Consider the following 17,120-nt stretch of genomic DNA (forward strand, 5'->3'; position numbering starts at 1 on the left):
TATGATACGGTTGCGCTTTTGTATTTTACTTTTATTAACTGGATTCAGTTGCTTTGCCCAGAATAGCTTTAATATCAGCGGAACCATTAAAGACAAAGCAGGAATAACCATTCCTGGTGCCGGAGTATACCTGAGCAGTTACAAGATTGCGACCGTCTCTAATAATGACGGGCAATTTATCCTGTCGAACCTTAAACCCGGAAACTATGATGTGCTGATCGAGATGATGGGCTATCTTCCTTTCAGTAAAAACGTCGTTATATCCGACAAGTCTGTTAAAATTGAGGTGCAATTAAAGGAAAACACGGTTCAACTCCAGGAGGTTATCATTAAAGCAGACCCGGATCGGGACAAGTATATTAAGCAATTCATCGCTCAGTTTATTGGCAGGACTCCAAATGCGGAGAAATGTAAAATCCTAAATCCTCAGGTCATACAAGCCTACTTCGACAGGGCTGAAAACAAGCTGAGCGTGACCGCCAATGAGTTTCTAATCATTGAAAATAAATCATTAGGTTACCGCATTAAGTATATGCTGGAGTATTTTGAAAGGGATTTAAAAAATAATATTGTTTACTATTCCGGCCATCCCTATTATGAAGAGCTACCCGGCTCAAAATCTAAAAAGAAGGAATGGATCAGGAAAAGAGAAATTGCTTATCAGGGTTCTTCCCAGCATTTTTTCCGCTCATTATATCAGAACAGCAGCGTTGCGGAGGGCTTTGTCATTTATAAACTGGCAGAAATCCCCAATAAAAACAGGCTTCCGGATAGTCTGATCAATGCACATCTAAAGAGATTTCAGCAACCCGGCAATAATATCATTAGAATAGGTGCGGGTGGCGGCTCTCCATTGAATGATTCTGTTAATTACTGGCTCAAACAAAGGGCTGTTCCGAAAAAGATAAGTGTATTGAACAGGGCCGAAATCTTAACGGATACCTTAGTGAAATCATTATATACTGATTTGAGAACAATTAATTTCAGTGATGATCTTTATGTGATGAATACCAATGAAAGAGAAACTCCGGAATATACGGACCATTCCGGCCATGCAATCAACCGGCCCCTAGATATTCCAAATTACCAGATTTCGGTGATTCATTTGCTTCAGGCACCCCTTCATATTTATATGAATGGAGGGGTTTTTAATGCAAAGGCTGCATTATTTAGTGGATTTTGGGCTTATGAAAAGATGGCGGATACCGTTCCTATGGATTACATCCCGATTACGCCGAAGAAGTAAGTATTGTTAATTACTAATATTATTAGTAATTTTAACTGATGATATTAGAGGAAGATACCGGCGAAAACTACTTTAAGGGAAGAGGTGCACAATTCAATCCACACAACAGGTTTGCAAAGAGCGATTATGTGAAGGAGCATCAGGAAGGCATAGACGATTGGGAAGAAAGTGATCAGAAGACCAGCTTTATTTTTAGTCAGAGTAAATCTATTGTCAATAAGGTGAGCAGTCAGGATGTGGGGATGGCCTATTCTTTGAATCCTTACCTGGGATGTGAACATGGCTGTACTTATTGCTATGCCCGCAATACGCATGAGTATTTGGGATTTAGTGCAGGTCTTGATTTCGAACGAAAAATTGTGGTTAAGAAAGATGCGCCTGGCTTGTTTAAAAAGTTCCTGGAACGAAAAGGCTGGGATGCTTCCGTCATTTCTCTTTCAGGTAATACGGATTGTTATCAACCGGCAGAACGGCAGTTTAAAATCACCAGACAGCTATTGGAAATTGCATTGGAATATCGACAGCCGATCGGGCTGATTACCAAAAACTCCCTCATTCTTCGCGATCTGGATCTCTTATCGGAAATGGCCAAGTTAAATTTGTGCATGGTTTATGTATCTATCAACAGTTTGAACGAGCAGTTAAGACAAAAGATGGAGCCCCGGACCACCACTGCTAAACAACGATTAAAGATTGTGGAAGAGTTGAGTAAGGCTGGTATCCCGATGGGTGTGATGGTTGCCCCATTAGTTCCGGGCTTAAGCGATCATGAAATTCCGGCCATACTAAAGGCAGTGGCCAATGCCGGTGCGCGTTCGGCTGGTTATACGATAGTGAGGCTCAATGGTGCAGTAGGTGATATTTTTGAAGACTGGCTCCGTAAAAATTACCCGGATCGTTTTGAAAAGGTATGGCATCAGATCCAATCTTGTCACGATGGGAATGTGAACGACAGCAGGTTTGGAGAAAGAATGCAGGGAAATGGAAATCTAGCGCAGTTGATTAAAGACAATTTTAAGCTCCATTGCCGTTTAAATCATTTGAATGAACAGCGTATTCAACTGGACTCCGGTCTGTTTAAAGTACCCGGAACCCAGTTTAGTATGTTTTAAATTTCTTTTCCTTTGAAGGTTAAGCTAAAAAGTTGTCAGATTCACGATAAGCCTGGATCACGCGAAGTTCTCCTTCTTTACCTGGTCTGGAATTACCATGTTCCATACCCATCACGCCTTTATAACCTTTTCCGTGGATATGTTTAAATAAGTTCTTGTAATTGATCTCACCGGTGGTTGGTTCTTTTCTACCTGGATTATCGCCAATCTGGATATAAGCGATCTCATCCCAGCAGCGATCCATATTCACGATTAGGTTGCCTTCTGTTTTCTGCATATGGTAAATATCGTACAGGATTTTACAGGCCGGGCTGTTTACCGCTTTACACACATTAAAAGTTTCGTGAGTTTGCTGAAGGAACAATTCCGGTGTATCGCTCAAAGTTTCTAATACCATAATCAGGCCATGCGGTTCAAAGATCTCCGCTCCTGCTCTCATTGCATCTACTACATTGGCCATTTGATTTCCGTAAGGCAGTTTGCGTTCATAAAAACCCGGAACTACGGTCAGCCATTTTGCATTACAGCGTTTTGCAGCTTCAACGGACCGCTTACAAGTGTCTACGAATTTATCTTTGAATTCTTTTTTTCCGGTGGTCAGGGAAGTTTTCCAGTTATCACCACCATCTACTACAAACACGCCCATAGTCATCCCTAATTTTGCGAGTAAATCGCCAATTTTGGTTTGCTCTTCCAGGGAACGTCCCAGGTAACCATTGTCTTCGATAGACCTGAATCCCTGATCGTGCATGTATCGGATCTGATCCAAAAAGTCTTTACCGGCATTATTGGCAAACATCCCCTGGTGTGGTGCATAATCCAGGTTAAATGTTTTCCCTGGGGCTGTTGTTGCATTAAGAACAGCTCCTTCAGGAGTACTAGCAACTGCATTTACAGCAGAACCGGCCAATACGGCACCAGTTGCTAAAACGCTATTTCTTAAAAATTCTATCCTGTTCATCTTTGATATTTTAATAGGTATTGAATTGTTATTTATTTTAAAATCATCTTTTTGAAGCCGGTAGTCAGGGTGTCCGCTACACTGCCATCCTTACGGTGGTAGATCAGGTAAGCTTCCATTCCTTTCTTACTGTCCACAAAAGCCAGAGCTTCTTCCATACTCATGGCCATGACGGCATTGTCATACCCATCGGCGGTAATGGCATCTTTTGCAAAAATTGTGGCACTGATCAATTGATTATCCAATGGATAACCTGTTTTAGGATTAATCAAATGAGCAATCTTTCCTTTTCCGCGTTGCAGGTATTTCCTATAATTACCGGAAGTGGTGACTGCGCCTGTGCTAAAAGTCAGAATATGTCGGATTTCCGGTTCGTCGGTACTGGATGCAGCCGGTCCTTCAATGCCAATCTTCATGACCGATCCATCAGGCTTTGGTCCTTCCACCCTTAACTCCCCACCGATTTCGACGATAAAAGATTTGATTCCTTTTTTCAAAAGATAATCTGCGACCACATCTACACTATAGCCCTGGGCGATGCCATTCAGGTCTATCGTAATTGCGGGCTTATCCTTTTTCAGGTAATTTCCTTTTAGCGACAGGTGGTTCATTCCAACATTTTGCAACAGCTGTTTTATTTTAGCAGAATCCGGAAAGCTGGTTACTGCTTTCGGTCCAAATCCCCAGGCCTGCACCAAAGGTGCTACCGTGACATCGAATTTTCCCTTTGTTTCCCGGTATACTTCAAATGACTTCCGCATTACCGCAGCGAAATGATCATCTACACGCATTCCTTTCTTCGAAAGATTAAACTGAGAAATCTGAGAATAGGGTTTATAGAGCGACATAGAAGAATCAATCTTTAGCAAAATACTATCAATTGATCCTTTAGTGACCACACTATCTGTAGCAAAATATTTAATGGAATAGTCTGTACCCTGGGCATAGCCATGAATGCTATACTGCTGCTGATCATTTTGCTTCGTAAAAAGCGTGATCAGCAGCGGTAAGAACAGCAAAGCCGATTTTTGGATTACTGCCACAAGCAGATCCGGCTTAGATTACTTTAGTTTTCCCCGGAGTTGGGATTGGATACAAACCGTTTGCATCCGGCATTAATTTTGGATTTGCGTTCCAGCTCAATTGATCTGGCATCAGACTGTTGTCTGCCTTTAAAGCATCATCCCACTTAATCGTTTGTCCGGAATAAGTTGCATATCTACCGATAATGGCTGTGAAGCAACTTTTAGCACCACGTTCTGCATCAGCAAATTTATAGTCTCCTTTGGCGATTGCTGCAAATAATAAATCATGTTCTGTCTGGTAAGGATTTGCATTTCCTTTTGTTGGGTGACTAAACATTTCTTTACCTTTCAGATCCCAGATTACACCATTGTTTCCTGCTGATAAGTAGGTACGGCCTTTTGTTCCCTGGAATGTTTCATCCACACGATTGGCAATACCTTCAAAATGGCGACACTGGCTATAGATTACCGCACCATCCGCATAAGTTAATTCTACGGCGTGGTTGTCATAGATCTCACCATAATCTTTTCCTGTTCTCCAGGCACGACTTCCTGTTCCCTGTACAGAAACCGGATACGCATTTTTCACCCAGTTGGCGATATCTATATTGTGTACGTGTTGTTCTACGATATGATCTCCACATAACCAGTTGAAGTAATACCAGTTTCTCATTTGATATTCCATCTCTGTTTGTGCTGGCTGGCGTTTTTTCACCCATACCCCACCACTGTTCCAGTAAACCTGGCCGCTCATTACTTCACCAATAGCACCATCCTGAATACGTTTTAAAGTTTCCGTATAGTTGGTCTGGTATCTACGTTGCAATCCTACGACTACGTTTAATTTTTTCGTTTTGGCTACTTCTGCCGCAGCAAGGACTTTACGGATACCTGGTGCATCTACTGCTACCGGTTTCTCCATAAACACATGTTTCCCTTGTTTCACTGCTTCCTCAAAATGAGTAGGTCTGAATCCCGGAGGAGTAACCAATAATACAACATCTGCCAGTGCAATCGCTTTTTGGTAGCCATCAAAGCCAACAAATCTGCGTTCTACCGGTACGTCAACTTTATCTTTAAATTTATCAGAAAGCACTTTATAACTGTTGTCCATACGATCCTGGAAAGCATCAGCCATGGCCACTAATTTAATATTTTGTTTAGTGCTTAATGCCTGAAAGGCAGCACCAGTTCCACGATCTCCACAGCCAATCAATGCGATTTTAATGGTATCATCGGTAGAGGTATGACCTCCCGCGAAAGCAAATTGATTGATCATAACACCTCCTGCAACCAGGGCAGATGTTTTTAAAAAGTCACGGCGCTTATCGCGTAAATCTTCGTTGTTCATAGTTTGGTTTGGTTTTTTATTTGGTTGTTAATGTGTGAGTTCTTTTTCTTAGTAATCCGCTATTACCGGTTTATTGTAATAAGCGTCGATTTCTGCTTTTGATGGCGGAGTGGCTGGTCTAACCAGACGCATTCCTATGAAAGGAGCTTCCGGGAACCACCAGTTACTTTTTGGAATTTGCGGATCCAGTTGTTTCCATACCGGGTCTGAAGCCAGTCTGGCAGCAGAACGTAATTCTTTTGCGCCATCATCATAAGATCCACCGCGAATCACATGGGAGTACAATTTATCAGGTATAGCTACTGGATTATTACCTTTTTCTCCGTTTACGCTAGCGTAAAAATCAGGCTGATATTGGTCGTAAGTCCATTCGGCTACGTTTCCGTACATATCATACAATCCCCATTGATTGGGTTTCTTCTTTCCTACTTCATGGGTTTTGCCAGCGCTATTGTCCTTAAACCAGGCGTAATCTCCCAATTTAGCCGCTTCATTGCCAAAAGCATAGTCGGTCGTATTTCCAGCCCTGCTGGCATATTCCCATTCGGCTTCTGTTGGCAGGCGATAAAACACACCTGTTCTGGCATAAAGCCATTTACAATATTGGATGGCATTGTAATTTGTCATGGCTAAAGCCGGGTGGTTTTCTTTTCCCATGCCAAAAGTCATGTCCAGATAAGGTTTAGTTGGACGGGTAACGGCATCTACATTTGCCGGAACGGCAGTAGTGCTATGCGTAGTTTCGTAATCTTTATATAAGAAGGGTTCGTAAATATCCCAGGTTACTTCATAGGTACTCATCCAGAAAGGAGCGAGTGTTACTTTATGGAGCGGCAATTCATCTGCTTTTCCTTTTTTGCTTCCCATCTGGAATTCTCCTCCCGGGATAGCCTGCATTTCGAAGATTAATTTTGTCCCATCAATCTGTTGTTTATAAGGTTGATGTTTCTCCTGAGCGGAGGCAGAAAAAGCAGCTAGTAAAAGGGGAACTGCCAGTAATTTTTGAAGTTTCATTGATACGTTTTTGATACAATTGATATTTTAACCTAACCTATTCCAACTCTAAAATAGAAGCATTTCCCTAGAATCCAAAATTTGAAGGTGCTTTAATTGGTAAAATGTGTTAAAAACACACTAAGTTGTTACGATTTCCGCCATAAGTAAGTGTTTATACGTCTTTTTTAGAAAGTGTTTTTTTTACAATAAGAAATTAATACCTTGTGAAATCAACCCCTAAACCAAACACAAATGAAAATAAACGACCGTAGAAAATTTCTTAAAGATCTGGGCTTATTCTCTGCCGCTGCCGGCCTGTCTTCTGTGATACCTTTAGATAGTTTTGCTTTTGAAAAGAAAGAGTTTTTCCAGATTTCTCTGGCAGAATGGTCTTTTCATAAGGCACTTTTTGCCGGAAAGCTGACCAATATGGACTTCCCTTTAAAAGCTAAAAAGGAATTTGATATCCATATCGTAGAATATGTAAGTCCTTTCTTCAATAAGAAAGAAACTGACAAAGCTTACTTAAAAGAACTTAAAGACCGTACTTCTAGTGAGGGTATTCAAAATCACCTGATCATGATTGACGGAGAAGGTAGTTTGGGAGATTCGGACGATAAAGCCAGATTAAAGGCAGTAGAAAACCACTATAAATGGATTGATGCCGCGAAATATCTGGGTTGTAAAACCATTCGGGTCAATGCTGCAGGTAAGGGCACAGCCGATGAAGTAAAAACGGCGGCTATTGATGGATTAGGAAAATTAAGTGAGTACGGAAAGCAACAGAAAATCAATGTGATTGTAGAAAATCATGGTGGTTATTCTTCGGATGGGAAATGGCTTTCTGCAGTAATTAAAGGCGTAAATAACCCTTATTGCGGCACTTTGCCTGACCTTGGGAATTTCCGTATCAGCGCAGATAGAGAATATGATAAATACCTGGGTGTTGAAGAACTGATGCCTTTTGCGAAAGGTGTAAGTGCAAAAACCCACGATTTCCTTCCTGATGGAGAAGAGAAAGACATTGACTATAAGAAGATGTTTGACATTATCAAAGCGGCAAAATGGTCAGGAATTGTAGGTATTGAATATGAAGGTAGCGTATTATCGGAAGATGAAGGCGTTAGAAAAACTAAAGAATTACTGGAAAAAGTAAGACGTAAGTACTAGCAGTTCCTGTGTGATAAAATCATTGTTATAAAAAAACGGCTGCTCCGAAAGGAAACAGCCGTTTTTTGTTGTTATTGAAAATCTAGTGGTTTACACTAGTTTTTTATATTTAAGACGGTGAGGAGTTACATCACCTAATCTTTTCTTACGGTTTTCTTCGTAATCACTATAGTTACCTTCGAAGAAGTAAACCTGAGAATCACCTTCAAAAGCAAGAATGTGTGTACAGATACGGTCTAAGAACCAACGATCGTGACTAATCACAACTGCACATCCGCCAAAATTCTCTAAGGCTTCTTCCAATGCTCTTAACGTGTTTACGTCAATATCATTGGTAGGCTCATCCAGTAAAAGTACGTTAGCACCTTTTTTCAAAGTAATGGCCAGGTGAACCCTATTGCGCTCTCCACCGGAAAGTACCCCTACTTTTTTCTGCTGATCACCACCATTAAAGTTGAATTTAGACACGTAAGCTCTACCACTTACGGCTTTATTACCCAACTGAATGTTATCTAAACCATCCGTAATGTTTTCATATACGGTTTTATCCGGATCAAGGTCATTGTGCATTTGATCTACATAACCTAAGGCTACGGTTTCACCAACGCGGAAGGTTCCGGTATCCGGAGTTTCCTGTTGCGTGATCAAACGGAACAACGTAGTTTTACCTGCACCATTGGGGCCGATAATCCCAACGATACCTGCTGGCGGTAAAGAGAAGCTCAGGTTCTCAAATAACAATTTATCGCCATAAGCTTTAGTAATGTTATTCGCTTCAATCACTACGTTACCCAATCTTGGTCCCGCAGGAATGAAAAGCTCCAGTTTATCTTCTCTTTCTTTAGAGTCTTCAGAAGCTAACTTATCATAGTTTGATAAACGCGCTTTAGATTTAGCATGTCTGGCTTTTGGTGCCATACGTACCCATTCTAACTCACGTTCTAATGTTTTCTGACGTTTGCTTTCTGTTTTCTCTTCCTGAGCAAGGCGTTTTGCTTTTTGCTCTAACCAGGAAGAATAATTTCCTTTCCATGGAATACCTTCACCTCTGTCTAATTCCAGAATCCATCCGGCAACATTATCAAGGAAGTATCTATCGTGGGTTACTGCAATTACAGTTCCTTTGTAGTCTTTTAAGAATTGCTCTAACCAATCAATACTTTCCGCATCCAGGTGATTCGTAGGCTCATCCAATAGCAATACATCAGGCTCCTGAAGTAATAAACGACACATCGCTACACGACGACGCTCACCACCTGATAGTACACCAATTTTAGCATCCGGATCCGGGCAACGCAATGCATCCATTGCACGTTCCAGTTTATTATCCAGTTCCCAGGCATTACAAGCATCAATTTTATCTTGTAGCTCCCCTTGTTTGGCCATCAGTTTATCCATTGCATCCGCATTTTCATAAACTTCAGGTAATCCAAACTGTTCGTTGATCGACTCGTATTCTTTCAGGATCGCTGTAATTTCAGCTACACCTTCTTCTACGACCTCTCTAACGGTTTTATTCTCATCCAGAATTGGTTCCTGAGCCAGGTACCCTACGGTATATCCAGCAGAGAAAACTACTTCTCCCTGAAAGGATTTGTCCAAACCGGCGATAATTTTCAAAAGAGAGGACTTACCAGATCCGTTCAAACCGATTACACCAATTTTGGCACCGTAAAAGAAGGATAGGTAAATGTTCTTTAGAACTTGCTTTTGGGGTGGATAAATCTTATTTACCCCCGCCATTGAAAATATTATTTTTTCGTCTGACATAGTTACTGATTATATTACATGCCTATAAAAGGCGTTTACTTTAATTATTGACTGTTTTAATGGAAATATTGGCGTCCAATGCCTGCAAAGATAAGCATGAAAAGCCCATTATAAAATTAGTTTAGCAGATATACAGCTGATTCCTGACGCTTCCCTGAAGACATCAATAGATATAGATATCTATACATCCAAAATTAGCTGAGACTGCTGTTCTAAAATAAAGAAAAACGATTATTGATAACTGTGAAGCGGGGAGTACAATAATTGTACAACCATTTGAACCTGAAAAAGAAAGCCATATCCTGAGTTTATAAATTCGTATATTTATACTGACATATTTGCTTAGGGGTTAGGGAAAGTAGCCAATTAAGTCAGCAATTGGTAAGATTCATGAAATATCGGCAGGTCTAACATCCGTTTCCTTCCCTATGGCGTAATTGTTGATAAAATAAAAGAATCGGGTGCTGCCTTTTTATAAAACAAATTTTATAGTTTAGAGCATTCCCGATTTAGAAAGGTATATATGGAAGCTAAATTTTCTCCACAAGTAAAAGACGTGATATCTTTTAGCAGGGAAGAAGCCCTGAGATTAGGTCACGATTACATAGGCGCAGAACATCTTTTGTTAGGCCTAATTCGCGAAGGCGATGGTATGGCCATTAAGATATTAAAATCGCTGGGTGTAGACACTTCAAAACTACGTCGCTCAATAGAGGACTCGGTTAGAGGTACGTCCAGTGTAACGGTCAACCTGGGGAATATCCCATTGACCAAGCAAGCCGAAAAAGTTTTAAAGATCACGTATCTGGAGGCCAAAATCTTCAAGAGCGATTTGATTGGTACAGAACATTTGTTGCTGTCCATCTTGCGTGACGATGATAATATTGCTTCTCAAATCTTATTGCAGTACAGCATCAATTACGAAATTTTCAAACAGGAAGTTGAAGTGAATAAAAACGGTTTCAGAGATGAGACTCAAAATAGCGCATCAACAGGTGGTGATGATGATTATCGTGAGGAAGAAAGCTTCAGCAGCCCTAAAAAGGTTTCCGATATTAAATCCAAGACTCCGGTATTAGATAATTTCGGAAGAGATCTAACGAAAGCAGCAGAAGAAAACCGTCTGGACCCTATTGTTGGGCGTGAAAAAGAGATTGAACGTGTTTCTCAGATCTTATCACGTCGTAAAAAGAACAACCCGATCTTAATCGGTGAGCCGGGAGTAGGTAAATCTGCGATTGCAGAAGGTCTTGCTTTACGTATTGTTCAAAGAAAAGTGTCCAGAGTATTGTTCAACAAACGCGTAGTTACTTTAGACCTTGCCTCATTAGTCGCAGGTACTAAATACCGTGGTCAGTTTGAAGAGCGTATGAAAGCGGTGATGAACGAGCTGGAAAAATCTACAGACGTGATCTTGTTTATTGATGAGATTCATACGATTGTAGGTGCCGGTGGTGCTTCGGGCTCTTTAGATGCATCGAATATGTTCAAACCTGCTTTGGCAAGGGGCGAAATTCAATGTATTGGTGCGACTACTTTAGATGAATACCGTCAGTATATTGAGAAAGATGGTGCATTAGACCGTCGTTTCCAAAAGGTAATGATCGAGCCTGCTACACCAGATGAGACCATTGAGATCCTGAACCGTATTAAAGAAAAGTATGAAGATCACCATGGGGTAACTTATACAGATGAAGCGATTAATGCTTGTGTGGCCTTAACTTCAAGGTACATCACTGACAGGTTCCTGCCGGATAAAGCGATTGATGCTTTAGATGAAGCGGGTTCAAGAGTGCATTTAACGAACATCCACGTTCCTGAGAACATCATTGATATTGAAAACAAGATTGAAGAAATCAAGCTTGAAAAGAATAAGGTTGTAAAAAGCCAGAAATATGAAGAGGCTGCAAAATTAAGAGATACTGAAAAGAATCTTTTAGAGGAGCTGGATCGTGCGAAGGCAGAATGGGAAGCTGATACTAAAACCAAACGTTATACCGTAACAGAAGATAACGTGGCAGAAGTAGTTTCTATGATGACTGGTATTCCATTGCAACGTGTTGGACAAACAGACAGTGTAAAACTGTTGAATATGTACGAGACGGTAGCAACCAAAATTATCGGTCAGGATGAAGCAATTAAAAAGCTAACCAAAGCGATTCAACGTACAAGAGCAGGATTGAAAGATCCGAAAAAACCGATTGGTTCCTTTATTTTCTTAGGCCCTACCGGTGTTGGTAAAACAGAATTGGCAAAAGAACTTGCGCGTTTCATGTTTGACAGTGATGATTCACTGATTCAAATCGACATGAGTGAGTATATGGAGAAATTTGCGGTATCCCGTTTAGTGGGTGCTCCTCCGGGATACGTAGGTTATGAAGAAGGCGGACAGCTGACTGAGAAAGTACGTCGTAAACCATATGCGGTAATTCTATTGGATGAGATTGAAAAAGCGCATCCAGATGTATTCAATATCTTATTACAAGTATTGGATGAAGGTCAGCTGACGGACAGTCTTGGTCGCAAAGTAGATTTTAGAAATACAATCATTATCATGACTTCTAATATTGGCGCACGCCAGTTGAAAGATTTCGGACAAGGGGTTGGTTTCTCTACATCGGCTAAAACAAACCAGGTTGATGCACATTCAAGAGGTGTGATTGAGAACGCGTTAAAACGTGCTTTCGCTCCTGAGTTCTTAAACCGTGTAGATGATGTTGTTGTTTTCAATACTTTAGGTAAAGATGAAATCTTCAAGATCATTGACATTGAGTTGAAATCATTGTTCGGTCGTGTACATAACTTAGGTTATGAAGTGAAATTAACCGACAGAGCAAAAGACTTCATCGCAGATAAAGGATTCGACATTGCCTTTGGTGCAAGACCGTTAAAACGTGCTATTCAGAAATATCTGGAAGATCCTATTGCAGAAGAAATCTTAAAAGGTGAAATCAATGATGGCGATACGCTGGAAATTGACTACAACAAAGAAGATGATCTGATTGTAGTAGAAAACAAAGCACCAGGTAAGAAAAAGAAAAAAGAAGAAGGAAGTATTGAGTAATACTTTCGGTAGGTGATAAATGATAAGCCCCTTGCAGTTGAACTGTTAGGGGCTTATTTGTTTAGAGGTTTAGCGTATAATGTATATTTCTACCACCACCCATTGGGATAAAAATCTTTAATTCGGTTAACAACTGCAAATCTCGTGTTGCTGTGGCCTTTGATGTCTTAGCTATAGACATATACTTCTTTGCGGTCATACCTCCTTCAAAGCCCGCAGGGCCAGCGTCCAGTACTTTCGTTATGACTTTCAACTGGCGTTCATTCAGTTCAGCTTTAAAGCGGTCAAAGAACTGTGTTTTTTGCAAAGTAAAGTCCACCAATAGTCTTGCCTCCTTTTGAGCTTGCAGGCTCAGTTCAGCGAAATATTTGACCCAGGGTGTGATTTCATTACTTTGTTGCCCTACAGTCAAGGCCTCATAATAAGCTGTTTTATTTGCTGCTATAGTTCTGGACAGGCTCAACATTACAGGTCTGCCTATCGTCTGCGACAATACCTTTTCTGCAATAGCACGCCCCATACGCCCATTCCCATCCTCAAATGGGTGAATCGATTCGAAATATAAATGTGAAATAGCTGCCCTAATGATTGGATTAGAAATTTCCAAAGCAGCTCCGGGAGCAGTATCATTAAACCAATTGATAAATTTATCCATTTCAGCCGGAACCTCTTGAGCTGGTGGGGCTTCAAAATGAACGGTCTCTTTACCCATCCTACCTGAAACCACTTGCATAGGCTCAGTCCCTGTTCTCCAGTTTCCTGGATTTATACCTTTGAAGGAACTTAGTAAAAGCTTATGCCATTCCATCAGCTTAACGATGGTAAGCGGCAGGTGAAAGGTCTTTCTGACATCCACCATCAGTGCACCTATTCCTGCTGCCCTCTGATCAGCCAGCACCTCAGGAATTGGATTAAGCCCCAGATTATTTCTTATAGAGGACATTACATCTGTGCGACTTAAATACTCCCCTTCAATTTCAGAGCTTTTAATGGCTTCGGTCAACATCAATTGCACTAATGTTTCCTGTTGCATCGTATTTGGCAATGCGTTCAGCATCCCATTTACTTCTCCGGTTTCCCTGGCAAAATCATACCAAACAGGCTCCATATTTTGGAGCTGATATTTGAAATCCGGCCAGTCTGGTAATTCCCAATTGTACATAATGAGCCGATTAATTTAGTTATTCGGCTCAAATATAGTAATTTCATGAGCCGAATAACCAAATTAATCGGCTCACAGCAAGACAAAAATATCACTATCATCCTCAGTGACAGTTTTTAAGACCAATATTAAGCCAATGCATTCGCTGCACCTACTAATGCTGCATCTTCCCACATTTCACTTTGTCTGATGGCTACCGTTTTATCTTTGATTTTGGCGGTTAACAGTCCGATGAAATGATCCCATGTCTTTGCGATATTACCGCCAATAACCACCACTTCCGGTTGTTCCTGCGCAATAAAATCATTCAGAAAAGTGCTCAGGTTATCGGAGAATTCTTCGAATATTTCATTCTTAACTGATTCTTCTGCTACTTCCAACAGAACTTCTACGTTTTTAACCTCTTTACCGGTGATCTCCTTATATTTTTTCAGGAACCATCTGGTAGAAATATATTCTTCGGCGATGCTGTCTTTAAATGGACGGAAAGCCCAGTTCATATCTACAGTGATACCGCTTCCGTTGCTCGTAGAGCCTAATCCGGTGCCCAGGGTGATGCCAACGGCTCTTTGCTTGTCTGCTGCCGCTCCAGAGGCCAGTTCACCTCTTAGAAAGGCTTCTGCATCATTGATGAATACAATATCTGATTCAGGGATTTCCAGACGTTTTGCCAGAATCTCTTTTACATTAACTCCATACAAAGCATCATATTTTTCCTGGTTCTGCATCATGGAGATTCCTTTTTCATAATCGAAAGGACCAGGCATGGCGATACCGATTTTAGTATTTTCACCGTTTTCACGTATAATTAACGAAGAAAGAACTTTCAACCAGGACTGCAAAATTACTTCTGCGGTATCCATTGAGGCTACTCTTTCTCTTTTCAGCGTACTTTCAATTACCTTAAATGTGGTTGCATCAACGTGAGCGGCAGTAATGTGAGAGCCACCTATATCCACACCTATATAAGGGAGTTTTGTTGAATTTGAGTTCATTGTATTCGTCGTCTAATTTTTAAAATCTCAGCAAATTAAATAATTCCTTTTAGATTATCTAATTGTTATTAAATAGTTTTAGCAGTAATAATAAGCAAGGTAATTCAAATATTAGCGGATAAAACCAGAGAAGATTTTCAATCCGCTTCCAGAGAAGCCATGGCCCCCGACAAGCCCGATTCCTGATAAAAAAACAACTAAACAAAAACAGCCTGTCTCCTTAAAAAGAAAACAGGCTGTTTTTGTTTATTTCAAAAGAGTTAGTTTTTGATAATCTTAAACTCCGTTCTTCTATTCAATTGATGTTCTGCAGGAGTACATTTTACCCCATTGCCACATTTATTGAGCAACATCGTTTCGCCATAACCTTTAGCGATAATTCGGGAACGGTCGATACCACGATCTATCAGGTATTGTGCCGCAGCATTTGCCCTTCTTTGAGACAACCATTGATTGTATTGATCTGCGCCCCTACTGTCAGTATGTGAACCCAGTTCAATGGAAATCGCCGGGTTTTCTTTTAAGATGGCCAGCAGTTTATCCAGTTCTTTTGCTGCATCCGGTCTGATGTTTGCTTTGTCGAAATCATAGTAAATATTCTTCAGAACATAAGTCTTACCTGGCTCAAACTTATCCTTACCCAGGAAGGCCTGCATGGTTAAAGTATCAGATTTAGTAAGCCCTTTGGTGCTTAAGGTTTTCAGGTCTTCGGTATAGCCTAATTTATTAAAGGCAACTTTATAGTCCTGATCTTTCGCTAAACCGAAAAAGAAATTACCATCCTGCCCTGTCAGTAAAGTTTTCAGTTGTTTTCCGTTAGCATCAGTTAGAGTAACCGATACTCCGTCCAAGCGCGCTTTACTTTGCTGGTCAAACACAGTACCCGCTAAGGCCAGTATCATCATTGGAGGTGTTTCATCAGCGAAGCTGTAAATATCATCGTCACCTGCGCCACCTTGTCTGTTGGAAGACAAATAACCAGACTTGCCATTCTTTGTGAACAGATAAAAATCATCACTGGTAGAATTCAGCGGATATTTTAAGTTTTCCGTTTTACTCCATTGGCTTTTCTCCCCATGTGCAGCATAAATATCATAGCCACCCATTCCGATCTTACCTTTGGAAGCGAAAAACAACTCCCCTTCAGGGCCTACTGTTGGAAAAGCTTCTTCTTCCGGAGTATTGATTTCGGCACCACAATTTACGGGTTTACCCCAGGTACCATCTGCTTGCTGTTCGCTATACCAGATATCTGATTTACCAAAACCACCCGGCATATCGGAAGCAAAATAAATCAGCTGACCAGCTTTAGCCAACGCGGCATGTCCAACAGAATAAGCCTTTACATCATTATAAGGGAAAGACTTCAAATCCCATTTATCACCGTTTTTCTTCGCGATTAACAGTTCCAGTCTACGGGTATATAAGCGATCTCCGCCTTTTGTTTTATCCAGGGGGATCAGTGCCGCAGGCGCTCTGGTAGCGATTGTCACATAAGCAATGTCTCCGGTGTTATTGAATACTACCGGTCCAACATGATACTCTGCTTTCGCCGGACTATTCACTTCCGTAACAATTGGAAGTTCTCCTTTGAACTGACCATCGGCTGTTGCCGTAAATAATTTCAACCATGGATTCCCATTCCATTTATACAAATCATTGCCTTTTGTTTCTCTGCCTAAGGGACGTTCAGAAGTAAAAACATAGCCCTGATTCCCATAATCGGTTAAACCCCAATCCGCAGATTTGGTATTTAAAGATTCCATATTTTTGATCTTAATATCCTTTGGCGTTTTGATCCATAAGGCCGCGCTGTCACAGGAAGCGATGTTTAAGGCAATCTCTTTCTGGTTACCGGAAAGCGCAGCATACTTCAAGTACTCAACTTTAGCCAGATCAAACTTTTCATTTCGCTGTAAGGCTTCCGCGTAATAGTAATGACTCAAAGGATCGGCTTTAGGATCAGCAACTGCCTTCGCATACCATTTTTCGGCATTGTCATAATCATTCATCATGCGATAACAAGCGGCCAGTTTCTCCAATACTTTTACATCCGGATTTTTACGCTCTGCCAGGGGCAGGTATAGCCTTGATGCCGGGTAATACTCGTAGCGGTTAAAGTAAACATCTGCCTGTTGTTTCCGGCTCAATTGTTCCTGAGCCATGGTGTAATTCCCTAAAAATAGCGCCATTATTCCCATGATCAATACCCTGGTCATGAAAGATGCTGGACTTTTAAATGCTGTTGTATTCATATAATTCTTTGCA

At 40.9% G+C, this 17,120-nt stretch carries 12 protein-coding genes; 4 read left to right on the top strand and 8 right to left on the bottom strand.

Features of this window, described 5'->3' with window-relative positions; genetic code table 11:
* The first annotated feature begins 1 nt into the window (after position 1).
* Both R2Q66_RS00075 and R2Q66_RS00080 read left to right on the top strand, forming a co-directional pair.
* Complete coding sequence (locus R2Q66_RS00075; protein ID WP_316745682.1) at positions 2-1,246, top strand: carboxypeptidase-like regulatory domain-containing protein; 1,245 nt, start codon at positions 2-4, stop codon at positions 1,244-1,246.
* 38 nt (positions 1,247-1,284) lie between these two features.
* The gene (locus R2Q66_RS00080) at positions 1,285-2,358 is read left to right on the top strand and encodes a PA0069 family radical SAM protein (RefSeq protein ID WP_316745683.1); all 1,074 of its coding nucleotides are present in this window, start codon (positions 1,285-1,287) and stop codon (positions 2,356-2,358) included.
* 19 nt (positions 2,359-2,377) lie between these two features.
* Here R2Q66_RS00080 and R2Q66_RS00085 read toward each other — a convergent pair whose 3' ends face one another.
* From R2Q66_RS00085 to R2Q66_RS00100, 4 genes are read right to left on the bottom strand one after another with little or no spacing between them, the layout of a single operon-like run.
* Entirely contained in the window at positions 2,378-3,319 is a 942-nt protein-coding gene (locus tag R2Q66_RS00085) for a hydroxypyruvate isomerase family protein (protein WP_316745684.1), read from the bottom strand.
* 32 nt (positions 3,320-3,351) lie between these two features.
* A complete protein-coding gene (locus tag R2Q66_RS00090) occupies positions 3,352-4,362 on the bottom strand; it encodes an FAD:protein FMN transferase (RefSeq protein WP_316745686.1) in 1,011 nt (336 codons plus the stop codon).
* Between the two features lie 13 nt (positions 4,363-4,375).
* Positions 4,376-5,695 carry a Gfo/Idh/MocA family oxidoreductase gene (locus R2Q66_RS00095; protein WP_316745688.1) on the bottom strand — a complete coding sequence of 440 codons (1,320 nt, stop codon included), beginning with the start codon at positions 5,693-5,695 and terminating at the stop codon, positions 4,376-4,378.
* A 48-nt stretch (positions 5,696-5,743) separates the two neighbouring features.
* Positions 5,744-6,709 carry a formylglycine-generating enzyme family protein gene (locus R2Q66_RS00100; RefSeq protein WP_316745690.1) on the bottom strand — a complete coding sequence of 322 codons (966 nt, stop codon included), beginning with the start codon at positions 6,707-6,709 and terminating at the stop codon, positions 5,744-5,746.
* A gap of 234 nt (positions 6,710-6,943) precedes the next feature.
* Between R2Q66_RS00100 and R2Q66_RS00105 the strand changes: the two genes are divergently transcribed.
* A complete protein-coding gene (locus R2Q66_RS00105; protein WP_316745692.1) occupies positions 6,944-7,861 on the top strand; it encodes a sugar phosphate isomerase/epimerase family protein in 918 nt (305 codons plus the stop codon).
* Positions 7,862-7,951: 90 nt separating this feature from the next.
* On the opposite strand, the gene ettA is transcribed toward R2Q66_RS00105, so the two are convergent.
* Positions 7,952-9,631 carry an energy-dependent translational throttle protein EttA gene (ettA, locus tag R2Q66_RS00110; protein ID WP_316745694.1) on the bottom strand — a complete coding sequence of 560 codons (1,680 nt, stop codon included), beginning with the start codon at positions 9,629-9,631 and terminating at the stop codon, positions 7,952-7,954.
* A gap of 523 nt (positions 9,632-10,154) precedes the next feature.
* Here ettA and R2Q66_RS00115 point away from each other — a divergent pair.
* Positions 10,155-12,695, top strand: coding sequence for an ATP-dependent Clp protease ATP-binding subunit (locus tag R2Q66_RS00115; RefSeq protein WP_316745696.1), 2,541 nt, complete (start codon positions 10,155-10,157; stop codon positions 12,693-12,695).
* Between the two features lie 61 nt (positions 12,696-12,756).
* On the opposite strand, the gene R2Q66_RS00120 is transcribed toward R2Q66_RS00115, so the two are convergent.
* From R2Q66_RS00120 to R2Q66_RS00130, 3 genes are all read right to left on the bottom strand, one after another.
* Positions 12,757-13,857, bottom strand: a complete 1,101-nt coding sequence (locus R2Q66_RS00120; protein ID WP_316745698.1) for a Fic family protein — start codon at positions 13,855-13,857, stop codon at positions 12,757-12,759.
* A gap of 128 nt (positions 13,858-13,985) precedes the next feature.
* Complete coding sequence (locus R2Q66_RS00125; RefSeq protein ID WP_316745700.1) at positions 13,986-14,852, bottom strand: ROK family protein; 867 nt, start codon at positions 14,850-14,852, stop codon at positions 13,986-13,988.
* A 260-nt stretch (positions 14,853-15,112) separates the two neighbouring features.
* Positions 15,113-17,107, bottom strand: coding sequence for an OmpA family protein (locus R2Q66_RS00130; protein WP_316745702.1), 1,995 nt, complete (start codon positions 17,105-17,107; stop codon positions 15,113-15,115).
* Positions 17,108-17,120: the final 13 nt, after the last annotated feature.

It is taken from the genome of Pedobacter gandavensis, from assembly GCF_032677645.1.
GTDB classification, from domain to species: domain Bacteria; phylum Bacteroidota; class Bacteroidia; order Sphingobacteriales; family Sphingobacteriaceae; genus Pedobacter; species Pedobacter gandavensis_A.

Coding starts and splice junctions, on each gene's coding strand:
- R2Q66_RS00125 (WP_316745700.1), bottom strand. CDS start 14,852: ATGAACTCAAATTCAACAAAACTCCCTTATATAGGTGTGGATATAGGT.
- R2Q66_RS00085 (WP_316745684.1), bottom strand. CDS start 3,319: ATGAACAGGATAGAATTTTTAAGAAATAGCGTTTTAGCAACTGGTGCC.
- R2Q66_RS00105 (WP_316745692.1), top strand. CDS start 6,944: ATGAAAATAAACGACCGTAGAAAATTTCTTAAAGATCTGGGCTTATTC.
- R2Q66_RS00100 (WP_316745690.1), bottom strand. CDS start 6,709: ATGAAACTTCAAAAATTACTGGCAGTTCCCCTTTTACTAGCTGCTTTT.
- ettA (WP_316745694.1), bottom strand. CDS start 9,631: ATGTCAGACGAAAAAATAATATTTTCAATGGCGGGGGTAAATAAGATT.
- R2Q66_RS00075 (WP_316745682.1), top strand. CDS start 2: ATGATACGGTTGCGCTTTTGTATTTTACTTTTATTAACTGGATTCAGT.
- R2Q66_RS00080 (WP_316745683.1), top strand. CDS start 1,285: ATGATATTAGAGGAAGATACCGGCGAAAACTACTTTAAGGGAAGAGGT.
- R2Q66_RS00120 (WP_316745698.1), bottom strand. CDS start 13,857: ATGTACAATTGGGAATTACCAGACTGGCCGGATTTCAAATATCAGCTC.
- R2Q66_RS00115 (WP_316745696.1), top strand. CDS start 10,155: ATGGAAGCTAAATTTTCTCCACAAGTAAAAGACGTGATATCTTTTAGC.
- R2Q66_RS00130 (WP_316745702.1), bottom strand. CDS start 17,107: ATGAATACAACAGCATTTAAAAGTCCAGCATCTTTCATGACCAGGGTA.
- R2Q66_RS00095 (WP_316745688.1), bottom strand. CDS start 5,695: ATGAACAACGAAGATTTACGCGATAAGCGCCGTGACTTTTTAAAAACA.